Here is a 12,292-nt window from a genome sequence, read left to right as displayed (position 1 = left end):
GAGCGTTACCAGGTCTGTAGGAGGGTACTCTTGCTGCTTGCTGTCTCTGCGCGCTTGAGCCTGCGCGCCATCTGAGCATAGGACACGCCCAGCCCGGCTACCGACCAATACACCACGGGGATGACCGTAATGCTGCTGACGGTGATGATGGTCACCAGTATTCCGGCCAGTGTCGCCAGCAAGGCACGTCCAAGTCGCCGCGACTCATCCTCCTGCTTGGGGAACGAACGCATCGCCTTGCGAATACCAAGCGCAATGGTGGCGAAAAAAGCCACGAACAGCGTCAGCCCGATAAAGCCCATTTGCAGGGCGATGCCGATATAGGTGTTGACGATGTCGATGATGCCCTGGCCCTGGATCATTGACTGCATTTCAGGGGTGCTGCGGTAATCGAAGGAACCCAGCCATGGATTGCGCTGGATGACGATCAACGAGTTATCGATCAAGCGCTGGCGGTAGGTGATGTTCTCGACTTCTACAGAGCCGATGAAGGGCAGCAGATCAAGGATTTTCTGTCCGCCGGGCAAGATGGCCAACAGGGGCAGGGCGAGCAAGGCGGCGCCCCCGAGCAGCACCAGGCGCCTGACCGCATAACGGCCGGTGCCGATGAACATGACGATCATGACGGCGGCACCGATCCACGGGCCGCGCGACAGCGGCGCAAACAGTCCTCCAGCGAGCAGCAGGGCACCGAGTCGTCGCTGCAGTTTGCTGCGCACACCCTCCTGCAGGAACAGGTAAAAGCCGATGGCCACGGCGATGACATAGCCCAGCGCAATGGCCTGGCCAGTGGTGACGCTGGCGCGCAGCGAGCCGCCACGGCTGAGATAGGTGGCGATTTCCCATTGCACGCCCATGGCGTAGGTCAGCCCGTTGTACAGCAGCCATCGGCGGGTATATTCGAAGAGACCGATCAGCGACAGCAGCATGGCGGCGAGTAAAAAGGCCAACAGCGCATCCTTGAAGTCGCTGACATTCTTCATGGATCGACTGGCAACGTAGTAAGGCAAAAAAACATCGACGAACAGATAGAGCGATTGACGCAAGGTGTCGGTGGGCGTGGTCTGGCGCAGGAAAAGCGCAGACGTCAGCAGCAGGTAGGCCAGCAGCAGTTTGTCCGGCAGTGTGCGCCCGAAGGGCAGTGTGTCCGGCCGCTTGCGCAACGCCAGAAAAGCCGGGAGCAACACGCACAGTGCCAGTAGTCGTACATGGTTCAGGTCAAAAAGATAGTTGACCAGGCCGAAGCCGGGGACCTGCGCATTGGCGGGTGGAATGAGAAACAACAGCATGAAAAACAATGCGAGGGGATTGCGCTCACGCTGTCGCGTCACCGCCAGAATGATTGCGGTAACGCCCGCGTACACCCAGAAGCTATGGGAAAAAAAGGCTAGCAGCGTCAATCCGAACCAAAGGTTGCGCCGGCGGGTGAAATCACTCAGTGGGATCAGATCGGCCGCCGGTCGCCGTGCAAAAGCGAAGACGATACTGGCAAGGACCAGGATGACGACTAACGCGCGAAAGTGCTCAGGCATGGGCTACCGACTTATTTGATGAGAGAGCGATGGCTAATGGCTAGTGGTTTGCCTAATAGCGACTATAGTACCTTTCGAGTCGTTCAATACGGGGATTGATGTTATGCCGTCAGTTAACATATCGCCAACGTTCAGCCTTCGTCGTCGAGCGATATCTGCTGGGGCATGGAACCTGGGGGCGCTGGTCACTTCACAAGTGATACGCCTGGGCGGCAACCTGGTGATGACCCGTCTGCTGATGCCGGAAATGTTCGGCATCATCGCCATTGCTACCACCGTTTTGTTCGTCCTGCACCTGCTCTCCGATGTGGGGTTGCGCCAGAACATCCTCCAGAGTCCACGCGGCGACGACCCGGTATTCCTCAATACCCTCTGGACCGTGCAGATCGTGCGCGGCTTCGTGCTGTTCGCCTTTACGCTGTTGCTGGCAGCCGCTGCCTGGTATTCGCAAGTCATCGATTTCTGGTCGCACAACTCCACCTACGCCGCCCCTGAGTTGCCGATGGTGTTGGCCTGGACCGGTGTTACCGCGATCATCTACGGGTTCCAGTCGACGAAAGTCGACCTGGCCGTCCGCGCTTTCCAGCAAAAGAAAGTGGTGATCGCCGAGTTCGTCTCCCAGGTCGTAGGCCTGTTGGTGATGCTGGTCATCGGTTACTTCACCCATTCCATCTGGTCGCTGGTGGCGGCCGGCCTGGTCACGGCCCTGGTCAGCACGTTGCTTGGGCATTTCTGGTTCGAGGGGCCGTCCAACAGTCTGCGCTGGGAACGCGCCGCACTCCACGAACTGATGGTCTTCGGTCGCTGGATCCTGTTGTCTTCGGCCGTGGGCGTACTGTCCATGCAGGGTGACCGGATCATTTTCGGCGGCAGCATGACAGTCTTCGAAATGGGCGTGTATTCGATTGCCGTGCTGATTCTTGGCGCTTTGCAGACCGGCGTATTGAAAGTGGTCGGGGCCGTGGCCCTGCCAGCCTTCGGCGAAGCCGCGAGAACCAACGACTTCGAGCGCCTGCGCAGTTTGTATTACCGCTTCAAGATGATGGTCGACGTTGCGTTGCTATTTCTTTGCGGGTTCCTCTGGGTCACCAGTCCACTCATCATCAAAGTGTTGTACGACGACCGTTACGCCCAGGCCGGCCACATGATGGCCGTGCTCTCGACGTCGTTTTTCGTGATGCGCTACATCGTGGCCAATCAAATCTGGATCGCCCTGGGGCTTACCAAGTACCAGGCCATCGATAACATCATCCGTGTGGTGTCGTTATGGGTGCTGGTCCCGTTGTTACTGGCTTTCGGTGGGGTCGATTGGGCGATCTGGGGCGTCGCGCTGCATACGTTGCCGACCTTGGTGTTGGTTGTGTATGTCAATCGTCGCGTGGGTATTCTCGATATCAAGCGCGAGCTGATTGTGTTGCCTATGCTGGTGGTAGGGGCGTTGTGCGGGGAGCTGGTGCTGGTCGTTTTCAAGTGGCTTTTCGATTTAAGCGCTTGACCGGTTTTTCTTGACGTTGAAGCACCCTTTGAATCTCGGACGCAAATCTCGATCCAGTGGAGTCGTGAGTGATGAGTGAACGCGTGTTGAATACCTCTGTCATCAGTCGCAGGGGACTCATTCGGGCATTTGCCCTGTTAAGCCTGGGGGGGCTGGCGATGAAATTTACCGGGGTTGGGGCTCGGCCTACTGCAGGAAAATCGGAGTTTGTCGTGATCAACGGGTGGGTATTACCTGCCGCGCATTTCCGGTAACTGCAAATATGATCAAAGACTACCAAACGCAGAAAGACCTGCGCGATCACTATGATTTCTGCATCGTTGGTGCAGGCCCGGCCGGCATTACGCTGGCCTTGCGTTTGGCTGGCAATGGCTGGCGTGTAGTGCTTCTGGAGGGCGGGGGGCGCGAGTATGCCGCGTATTCGCAGAACCTCTACAAGTGTCCTTCGACGGGGCTGGATGTCTTCGCTGAAGAAACCCGCCTGCGCTATCTGGGTGGCACCTCCAATCATTGGGCAGGTCGTTGCCGCCCCTTCGAGCCTTCCGACTTTGCCCTGTCCCCACCGGTGAACTTGCCCGGTTGGCCCATCGCGTTTTCCGAGATGGAGCGCAATCTGCCAGCGGCCATGGCCATTCTGGACTTGCCGCTGGACTCGGGGTTCAAGACCGTCAACGCGGCCTTTAAAAGCGATGAATTCGAAGCCGACCGTTTCCTGCTCAGTCCACCGACCCGATTTGCACAAAAGTATGCCAAGGAACTCGAGGAGACCGAGGGCCTGGATGTCTTCATCAATTGCAATTGCGTCGACCTCGATTTCGACAGCAACACCGGCCGCATCACCGCCGTCGTGGTGTCCGATTACGAACGCCAGCAAGAGCGTGTCTCGGCCAAGCAATTCATCCTGGCCACCGGTGCGATCGAAAATGCCAGGCAGTTGCTCAACAGCAAGTCATTGGCCGCTGCCGGCGTTATCACCGAGGATGGCCTGGTCGGTCGATGCTTCATGGAACACCTGAACATCGCCCTCGGTACCTTCATCCTCAACGAAGGTGAAAGCCGGGAGGCCAGGCAGTTCTTCACCAAGGATGCGTTTGTGGTCGAGCATCATTCCGGTAAAGGCAATGTCACCGCGTCCTTGGTGTCGGCGGTGGAAACCTATGGACGCTTGGCGGCAATCAAGGGTTTTTTCGAGAACCTGGCCTGCAAGGCAGGCATGGCGCACAAGATCGAGTTCATTGCCAAGTTCAACTGTCCCGGTGACGGGGAGCTCGGAACGATGATCGAGCAGTTTCCCAACCGCAACAGTCGCGTCTCGTTGACGCAAGAACACGATGACCTGGGGATGAGAATGGTCAACGTCCATTGGGAGCTCGCCCCTGAAGACAGGGAGACCATAAAAAGCATCGGCCTGGAGGTGGCAAAGTGTTTTGCCGAAGAAGGGCTTGGCTATGTCAAGTTGGAGGAAGCGGTGTATGACGTTTCCCTGCCGCTCAAAGTCGTGCCGCATGCCCATCACATGGGCACTACGCGGATGGCCAGCTCCCCTGAATTCGGGGTGGTCGATGAGAACAGCAAAGTGTTCGGCACCCATAACCTGTACGTCGCTGGCAGCAGTGTGTTTGCAACGGCCGGCGCGAGCAATCCAACCATGCCGCTGTTGCAGCTGACGCTGCGGTTGGCGGATTACCTCAACCATCAAATGGGCCCTGCGGCAGGCAGGTATTCTTGAGTGAAACAGTCTTAGGGAGAGCCACCAAAGCAGGGTGCCACTAGAACAACAACCATGGTGCATCTGGTCTTGGTACCGATGTGAAACGCTGACATTTGTGAGGCTGACAGGATGATTGGGCTAGCAAAGCGTGCAATACGTTACTACGTCAATAAAACGGGTCGGGGGAAGGGTTTATTCAAGAAATTTTGCCATCCCACAGGCTTCGAATGGGCAAACTACCTGGCGCGCTGGGGAGGCATTCATTCGGTCGGAAAGGGAGTATGGATCAATCCCGGCTGCAACATCCCCGACCCTTCGCTATTACGCATCGGCAACAACGTCGGCTTGTCCGATTGCACGATATTCGGGCATGACGGGCTGATTGGCGTGTTCGAAATCAGCGCGGGTAAACAGCTCGACTCCGTCGGTGCGGTCGATATATTCGACAACTGTTTCATCGGTTACCAGGCCATCGTCATGCCGGGCCGCAAAATCGGTCCGAATTCAATCGTTGCCGCCGGTGCCGTGGTCACCCGGGATGTTCCGCCCGGTGTCGTGGTGGGCGGGAACCCGGCGAAGGTGCTCTGCACCGTTGAAGACCTGATCAAGAAAATCGAAGAGCGTTGCGAAGCCTATCCCTGGATGGAACTCATCCGCCAGCGCGGCACGCACTTCGACCCGGATTACGAGCCCAAGCTCAAGGCCATGAGGGCGCAGTACTTCTTTGGCGAGAAAGCCAATGAGTAGCGCGTCCCTGGATGTGCTCGTCGTCAACTACAACACGGCGGGTCTGTTGCAGCCCATGTTCAATGCGCTGCGCCAGTCCAAGAGTACCGACCACGCACGCTACCTGGTGGTGGACAACGCTTCGGCGGACAACTCGCTGGATTGCCTGGGCGATATTTGTCCAGAGGCCGTGTTGCTGGCCAATAAAGACAATGTCGGCTTTGGCCGGGCCAATAATCAGCTGGTTGAACACCTGCAGGGCAAGTACGCGTTGCTGCTCAACACCGACGCGTTTGTGTCCGACGACACCCTGGCCAAGACCCTGGAGTACATGGAGGCTCATCCCGATTGTGGGATCCTCGGTGTACGCCTGGTCGGTCGGGACGGCGAGATGCAACCGTCCTGCCGTTATTTTCCGACGCCGCTGAATGTCTTCCTCGTGACGGCCGGCCTTGAACGCTTCTTCCCGTGGGTGAAACTGGTCGACGACCTGGACTGGGATCATGCCTCGGTGCGCGAGTGTGACTGGGTACCCGGTTGCTATTACCTGATCCGCCGTGAAGTGATCGACAAGGTCGGCCTGTTCGATCCGCGCTATTTCCTCTACTACGAGGAAGTGGATCACTGCCGGCGCGTCAAGGAGGCGGGCTGGAAGGTAGTCTACTACCCCCACACGTCGGTGGTGCATATCGGTGGCGAGAGTGCCAAGTCGGTCGACAAACTGAACATGGACGGCCGACAGCTGCAGACCCTGCAAATCGAAAGCGAGCTGTTGTACTTCCGCAAGCATCACGGTTTGCCGGGGTTGGCCTTGCACATGCTGCTGGTATGCCTGTGCGACCTGATCCTGGGGCTCAAGGCTTTGTTGAAAGGTCGCGGTCGGGCCGCCATCAAGGCGTGTTGGCAACACACACGTGTGACCTGGGCACTGTTGCGTAAAACCAAACTCGGTAGCCAACCCACACGGTAGGTCAGTCCATGTTCGAAAACATACGTGCGGACTTGCGAGCATACGAGGGTGATTGGGGCGCCCAGGGTTTCTGGGTGATGCTGGTGTATCGCTTCGGGCGCTGGCGCTACGGCGTGCGCCCGGCGCTGCTGCGCAAATTGCTGTCCTTTATCTACAAAGTGCTGTTCAAGCTGGTGCAGATCGTAACGGGCATCGAGCTGCCGTGCGAGGTGGTGGTCGGGCGCAACTTCGTCATCGATCATTTCGGCGGCATCGTGATCAGTGGTTATGCGCAGTTCGGCGATGACTGCCGTATCCGCAACGGCGTAGTCGTCGGGCTCAAGAACGTGAAGGAGCCGATCGCCCCGGTGATGGGCAACAACGTCGATATCGGTACCGGCGCCAAGGTGCTGGGCAATATCCGCATCGGCAACAATGTGGTGATCGGCGCCAATGCCGTGGTGTTGACCGATGTGCCTGACAACTCGGTGGCGGTCGGCGTGCCGGCGACCATCAAGCAGCGCAAGCTTGCCGACGCCGAGCAATTCTCATGAACACGGTGACGACGGGGGTTGGGGTCGTTGTCATCGGTCGCAATGAAGGCCAGCGACTCGAGCGTTGCCTGGCTTCGCTGGTCGGTGCGGCGCAGCAGATCGTCTATGTCGACTCGGGCTCCACCGACGGTTCAGTACAGATGGCCCGAAGGCTTGGTGTCGAGGTGGTTGAACTGGACATGAGCATTGCCTTCACGGCCGCACGTGCACGCAATGAAGGTTTCGCCCGGCTGCAACGGCTGTTGCCATCGATGCGTCATGTGCAGTTCGTCGACGGTGATTGCGAGGTGGTTGCCAGCTGGCTACCCCATGCACAGGCCTTTCTTGAGGCCCGGCCTGAGGTGGCGGTGGTTTGCGGGCGGCGCCGCGAACGTTTTCCGCAGCGCTCCATTTATAACCTGATGTGCGACCTCGAATGGGATACGCCAACCGGTGCGACCAGCGCCTGCGGTGGCGATGCACTGATGCGCGCGGACGCCTTCGCCACTGCGGGCGGGTATCGCCCGGACCTGATTGCCGGGGAAGAACCGGAGCTCTGCGTGCGGCTGCGAGCCAAGGGGTGGAAGGTCTGGCGCTTGCCTGCGGAAATGACTTTGCACGATGCGAGCATGACCCGCTTCGGCCAATGGTGGCGGCGCACCTTACGCGGCGGCTATGCCTTCGCCGAGGGCGCGTTTCTACACGGTGGCGCACCGGAGCGCCATTGGCGCCGCGAGTCGCGCCGCGCCTGGTTCTGGGGCTTGGGCGTGCCGCTGGCGACGGTCATTGCCACGCTGCTGCTGGGCTGGCCCGGGTTGTTGCTGCTGTTGATCTATCCGCTGCAGGTCGCGCGCCTGGCCCGGCGGGGCGCTGGCCCTGCGCGGCAAAACTGGCTACTGGCGTTCTTCCTCGTGCTGGGCAAATTTCCCGAGATGTTCGGGCAGGTCAAGTTTCTTTTGAACAGGTTCGGTGCCGGCAAATCCGCATTGATCGAATACAAGTGAGACTTCGATGGACTATTGGATGATCGTCAAAAGCGTCTTCTCCGTGCACGCTGGCTATTCCCTGAGGGCATTGAAGAACAAACTCAAGTTTGTGCTATTGGTGGGCAAGAACTGGACCGAGTTGAATCTGTTTTTCGGGCGCATGTCCAACGCGCTGGGCGATACCGGCATCGAGAGACTCGGCGGCGATTGCCTGGGTGTTATCCACTGGCCCTACATCAGCAAAAGCTGGAACTCCCAGGACAAATTGGGCGTGATGGCCTCGCACTACGAGGTGGTCACGAAAAGCTGCCCGCAATTACTGCTGTTCGGGCGCGACGACAGCCTGGTCCTGAGCGACCTGACGGCGTGGTCCGATGGTTGCACGTTGGTACTGGACCGCCCGTTCTGGTTCATGCGTGAAGGCGAGTTGGTGCTGAATCTGTTCCAGGGCGATCTGCGCATTGCCTCGATCGCCTTCACCTTGTGCTGCACGGAGGGTGAGCTGTGCATCTTCATCGGTGCCGTGCAGGGCATCCATAAAGGCATCGAGAGCGAAAGATCGCTGGCCATCTACCGGGATGTCACCAAGGACTTCGAAGGCCTGCGACCCAGGAGCTTTCTGATTGAAGTGATCAAGTACATCGCCAGCCATATCGGCGTCGGAAAAATCTACGCGGTAGGGGATGTCTATCGTCATCATCGCCACCCGTATTTTGGTGCGCACAAAGCCCAGGAGCTGGCCGCCAATTATGATTCGATCTGGCTTGAACACGGGGCGACACCGTCTGCGCGCGAAGACTTTTTTGAAATCCCCATGGCTTCGTCCAGAAAGCCGCTGGAAACCATTGCTTCAAAAAAACGCGCCATGTATCGCCGGCGCTATGAGCTGCTGGACGATACCTTCACCAGGATCGACCAGGTGCTGAAAGGCAGCTACGCAGTGAATTGACGTGACCGGTTACTGGACTACTGTGGGGGTACCTGCAGTAACAACTTCGACGACATTCAAGCCGGGTGCCCATGCGTATCGCTTATTTCATCAATCAATACCCGAAGGTCAGCCATAGCTTCATTCGTCGCGAGATCCTGGCGCTGGAGCGCCAGGGCTTTGAGGTCCAACGCATCGCGTTGCGAGGCTGGGATGCCGAATTGGTGGACACCGAGGACGAGTCTGAACGCAGCAAGACCCAATACGTGCTGGCGGACGGCGTCAAAGCGCTGCTGCGACCTGCGCTGCAGGTGCTGCGTACCCAACCGCGGCGGTTCTTTTCGACGCTGTGGCTGGCGCTGCGCATGGGGCGGCGCGCCGATCGTTCCTGGCCGTACCATCTGGTCTATTTGCTCGAAGCTTGCCGCGTGCTGTCCTGGATGCAGGCGTTCGGTGCCCGGCACGTGCATGCCCACTTCGGCACCAACTCGACCGAAGTGGTGATGCTGGCCAACGCACTTGGCGGGCCGACGTACAGTTTTACCGTGCATGGTCCGGAAGAGTTCGACAAACCGCAGTTCATTCACCTGGGCGAGAAAGTCCGGCGCTCGGCGTTTGTCGCGGCCATCAGTGCCTATGGGCGCAGCCAGTTGTATCGCTGGGTCGACCCGGCGCATTGGGCTCGGGTCAAGGTTGTGCATTGTGGCCTGGAGCGGGCCTTTCACGATGTGCCCGCAGTGGCGGTGCCGTCTGCGCCGCGGTTGGTTTGCGTGGGGCGCCTGTGTGAGCAGAAGGGCCAATTGCTGTTGCTGGAGGCCGCTCGCCGCTTGGCCGAACAAGGCGTGGCATTCGAACTGGTCCTGGCTGGCGACGGCGAAATGCGCCCGCAGATCGAAGAATTGATTGCCCGGCACGGCCTGCAATCGCGTGTGCGAATCACTGGCTGGATCAGCAGCGAACAGGTGCGCATGGAAATTCTCGCCGCGCGGGCCCTGGTACTGCCCAGCTTCGCCGAAGGCTTGCCGGTGGTCATCATGGAAGCCATGGCGTTGCGCCGGCCGGTGCTGACCACTTATGTGGCGGGCATTCCCGAGCTGGTGCGCCAGGGCGAGAACGGCTGGCTGTTTCCCGCGGGCGCGGTGGAAGAGTTGGCGGTGGCGCTGGCGGACTGCCTGGCGCAGCCGGTCGAGCAGTTGCAGCGCATGGGCGAAGCGGCTTATCAGCGTGTGCTGGAGCGCCATGATATCGATACCGAAGCGACCAAGTTGGCTCACCTGTTCAAGGCGCAAGCATGATCACATTCCTCAATTGGCTACTCGGCGTACCGCTGGCGATCATCCTCCTGCCGGTACTGGTGCTGTTCGTGCAGGTGCTGCTGGCTGGCTTGCCGGTGCGTGCGCAAGCACTCGCACAACGCCCGCGACCTCGGGTCGCGGTGCTGGTGCCGGCCCACAATGAGTCCTCGATTATCCAGGCCACCTTGAATTGCCTGCGCCCGCAATTGCAGGAGGGCGACCGCCTGTTGGTGGTCGCCGACAACTGCTCGGACGACACCGCCGCGATGGCGCGTGCGGCCGGCGCAGAGGTAGTGGAGCGCAGCAATGCCCAGCAGCGTGGCAAGGGCTATGCACTGGATTTTGGCGCGCGTCACCTGGCCGGTGATGCGCCGGACGTGCTGATCATTGTCGATGCCGATTGCCAGGTGAACGAGGGCTTCATCGAACGCCTGGCCATACAGTGCATCGACTCGGGGCGGCCGACCCAGGCGCTTGACCTGATGCGTGCGCCAGCGGGTTCGGGGCTGAAAGTGCAGATCGCCGAGTTTGCCTGGTGCGTCAAAAATCGGGTGCGACCGCAAGGCTGGGCTCGGCTGGGGTTGCCCTGTCAGTTGATGGGCACGGGCATGGCGTTCGTCTGGCGGGACCTGCCCTTGATCACGCTTGCCAGTGGTCACATCGTCGAAGACCTGAAAATGGGCCTGGATTTCTGTCGCAGCGGCAAGCCACCGATGTTTTGCCCTGATGCCCTGGTGACCAGCTATTTCCCGCGCAGTGACGAAGGCCTCACGACCCAGCGTACGCGTTGGGAGCATGGTCACCTGGGCGTGATCCTGGGCGACGCGCCAAAATTACTGGTGGAGTCGCTTGCCCGACGCAACTTCAACCTGCTGGCCATGACCCTGGATCTATTGGTGCCGCCACTGGCGTTGCTGACGTTGTTGTTGGGCGCGGCGTTTGTCCTGTCCTGGTTGGTGTTGCTGCTGTTCGGTGCATGGCTGCCGGCATTGATCGCATCGGTGGGGGTGGTCATGTTGATGATGACCATCTTGCTGGCGTGGAGTCAGTTCGGTCGCGCCATCATCGCGTTTTCCGCGTTGCTGTACGCACCGTTCTACGCACTGAAGAAAATCCCCCTGTACCTGGGCTTCCTGGTTAAACGCCAGGTTGAATGGGTGCGCTCCAAGCGAGATGACTCCTGATGCGCGCATTGGCCTGGCAGCACAACTGGCAAACGATCATCCAGTCACTCAAGGTCATCGGCGATAGCGATCAAGAGCAGCGCTTGATCGAGGCATTGGCCTGGCCGCAGCGGGCAACGGTGCTCGGGTTCGTCAACGCCCATGCGATGAACCTGGTTGCCGGGGACGATGCCTACTACCAGGCACTGTCGGCCGCCGATGTGTTGCTGCGCGATGGCTCCGGCATGTCGATCCTGTTTCGCCGAATGGGCAGGGAGCCGGGGTTGAACATGAACGGCACGGACTTCATCCCCAAGTTACTGTCGGCCTATAAAGGGCGGCGCGTGGCGTTATGGGGCACGCAAGAGCCTTTCCTGGTCCATGCGGCAAAGCATTGCCAAACGGCATTGGCAGTCAATGTCGTGTCTGTCCACCATGGTTTCGACGATGTGCAGACCTACCTCGAACTTGCCCGGCAACATCAGCCGGAACTGGTGGTGCTGGGCATGGGCATGCCCAAGCAGGAAATCGTTGCCGCCCGGCTGGCGGCCAGCGGCGTGCCCTGCCTGATCGTGTGTGGCGGGGCGATCCTGGACTTTCTCGGCGGCAAGGTGAGTCGCGCTCCGCAATGGGTGCGAGGCCTGGGTTGCGAGTGGGTATTCAGGCTGCTCAGTGAACCCAAGCGGCTGTTCAGTCGTTATGTGGTCGGTAACCCTCTGTTCATATTGAGAACGCTTGCCTGCCCGGTACCGACCCGGGGGTGAGGTGCGTGCCGCAGGAACAGGCTCGGCAGCGTAATATCTTGCAAAACTCCGGCGTAGCATCTTTACTGCTCATGTAAGCGACGACTTGCTGACGCGGTAATAATTTGTTTCGCCTTTGGTGCGAATGGCGACGAAAGTTTGACGCCGGCCATCATCGTGTTGAAGCCTGATTTTCAGTTCGTTATTCCTTGATTCGAACTTTCGAATAAT

11 protein-coding genes are annotated in these 12,292 nt (G+C 59.3%); 10 read left to right on the top strand and 1 reads right to left on the bottom strand.

All coding sequences use genetic code 11. The annotated features are described in order from the left end of the window. Window positions 1–5: 5 nt before the first annotated feature. Window positions 6–1,532: an O-antigen ligase family protein gene (locus PSUM_RS07810; RefSeq protein WP_083349316.1), complete on the bottom strand. Its 1,527-nt coding sequence runs from the start codon at window positions 1,530–1,532 to the stop codon at window positions 6–8. A gap of 103 nt (window positions 1,533–1,635) precedes the next feature. On the opposite strand from PSUM_RS07810, the gene PSUM_RS07805 reads away from it, so the two are divergent. The 10 genes from PSUM_RS07805 (at window position 1,636) to PSUM_RS07755 (ending at window position 12,082) form a co-directional block, all read left to right on the top strand. Beyond that, window positions 1,636–3,027, top strand: a complete 1,392-nt coding sequence (locus PSUM_RS07805) for an oligosaccharide flippase family protein (protein ID WP_033039089.1) — start codon at window positions 1,636–1,638, stop codon at window positions 3,025–3,027. Window positions 3,028–3,289: 262 nt separating this feature from the next. After that, window positions 3,290–4,756: an FAD-dependent oxidoreductase gene (locus PSUM_RS07795; RefSeq protein ID WP_083349315.1), complete on the top strand. Its 1,467-nt coding sequence runs from the start codon at window positions 3,290–3,292 to the stop codon at window positions 4,754–4,756. Between the two features lie 111 nt (window positions 4,757–4,867). Then, the gene (locus PSUM_RS07790; RefSeq protein ID WP_020799627.1) at window positions 4,868–5,485 is read left to right on the top strand and encodes an acyltransferase; all 618 of its coding nucleotides are present in this window, start codon (window positions 4,868–4,870) and stop codon (window positions 5,483–5,485) included. Continuing rightward, window positions 5,478–6,434: a glycosyltransferase family 2 protein gene (locus PSUM_RS07785; RefSeq protein ID WP_020799626.1), complete on the top strand. Its 957-nt coding sequence runs from the start codon at window positions 5,478–5,480 to the stop codon at window positions 6,432–6,434. Before PSUM_RS07790 ends, PSUM_RS07785 begins: the two co-directional genes overlap by 8 nt. A gap of 8 nt (window positions 6,435–6,442) precedes the next feature. Continuing rightward, window positions 6,443–6,967, top strand: coding sequence for a serine O-acetyltransferase (locus tag PSUM_RS07780; protein WP_020799625.1), 525 nt, complete (start codon window positions 6,443–6,445; stop codon window positions 6,965–6,967). Window positions 6,968–6,972: 5 nt separating this feature from the next. Then, a complete protein-coding gene (locus tag PSUM_RS07775) occupies window positions 6,973–7,950 on the top strand; it encodes a glycosyltransferase family 2 protein (protein ID WP_033039832.1) in 978 nt (325 codons plus the stop codon). A 19-nt stretch (window positions 7,951–7,969) separates the two neighbouring features. Next, window positions 7,970–8,881 carry a DUF535 family protein gene (locus PSUM_RS07770; protein WP_020799623.1) on the top strand — a complete coding sequence of 304 codons (912 nt, stop codon included), beginning with the start codon at window positions 7,970–7,972 and terminating at the stop codon, window positions 8,879–8,881. Window positions 8,882–8,952: 71 nt separating this feature from the next. Beyond that, the gene (locus tag PSUM_RS07765) at window positions 8,953–10,155 is read left to right on the top strand and encodes a glycosyltransferase (RefSeq protein ID WP_033039820.1); all 1,203 of its coding nucleotides are present in this window, start codon (window positions 8,953–8,955) and stop codon (window positions 10,153–10,155) included. Beyond that, window positions 10,152–11,339 carry a glycosyltransferase family 2 protein gene (locus PSUM_RS07760; protein WP_083349314.1) on the top strand — a complete coding sequence of 396 codons (1,188 nt, stop codon included), beginning with the start codon at window positions 10,152–10,154 and terminating at the stop codon, window positions 11,337–11,339. The genes PSUM_RS07765 and PSUM_RS07760 overlap by 4 nt, the downstream gene beginning before the upstream one ends. Next, window positions 11,339–12,082, top strand: a complete 744-nt coding sequence (locus tag PSUM_RS07755) for a WecB/TagA/CpsF family glycosyltransferase (RefSeq protein ID WP_083349313.1) — start codon at window positions 11,339–11,341, stop codon at window positions 12,080–12,082. Before PSUM_RS07760 ends, PSUM_RS07755 begins: the two co-directional genes overlap by 1 nt. The last annotated feature ends 210 nt before the right edge of the window (window positions 12,083–12,292 follow it).

The sequence above is a fragment of the Pseudomonas umsongensis genome (genome assembly GCF_002236105.1).
In the GTDB taxonomy this organism is placed as follows: domain Bacteria; phylum Pseudomonadota; class Gammaproteobacteria; order Pseudomonadales; family Pseudomonadaceae; genus Aquipseudomonas; species Aquipseudomonas umsongensis.
This window is presented reverse-complemented; position numbering and strand designations above follow the sequence as displayed.

Bases quoted from the DNA above. Each gene is read 5' to 3' on its own strand.
- PSUM_RS07810 (WP_083349316.1), bottom strand. From the start codon at position 1,532: ATGCCTGAGCACTTTCGCGCGTTAGTCGTCATCCTGGTCCTTGCCAGT.
- PSUM_RS07805 (WP_033039089.1), top strand. From the start codon at position 1,636: ATGCCGTCAGTTAACATATCGCCAACGTTCAGCCTTCGTCGTCGAGCG.
- PSUM_RS07795 (WP_083349315.1), top strand. From the start codon at position 3,290: ATGATCAAAGACTACCAAACGCAGAAAGACCTGCGCGATCACTATGAT.
- PSUM_RS07790 (WP_020799627.1), top strand. From the start codon at position 4,868: ATGATTGGGCTAGCAAAGCGTGCAATACGTTACTACGTCAATAAAACG.
- PSUM_RS07785 (WP_020799626.1), top strand. From the start codon at position 5,478: ATGAGTAGCGCGTCCCTGGATGTGCTCGTCGTCAACTACAACACGGCG.
- PSUM_RS07780 (WP_020799625.1), top strand. From the start codon at position 6,443: ATGTTCGAAAACATACGTGCGGACTTGCGAGCATACGAGGGTGATTGG.
- PSUM_RS07770 (WP_020799623.1), top strand. From the start codon at position 7,970: ATGATCGTCAAAAGCGTCTTCTCCGTGCACGCTGGCTATTCCCTGAGG.
- PSUM_RS07765 (WP_033039820.1), top strand. From the start codon at position 8,953: ATGCGTATCGCTTATTTCATCAATCAATACCCGAAGGTCAGCCATAGC.
- PSUM_RS07760 (WP_083349314.1), top strand. From the start codon at position 10,152: ATGATCACATTCCTCAATTGGCTACTCGGCGTACCGCTGGCGATCATC.
- PSUM_RS07755 (WP_083349313.1), top strand. From the start codon at position 11,339: ATGCGCGCATTGGCCTGGCAGCACAACTGGCAAACGATCATCCAGTCA.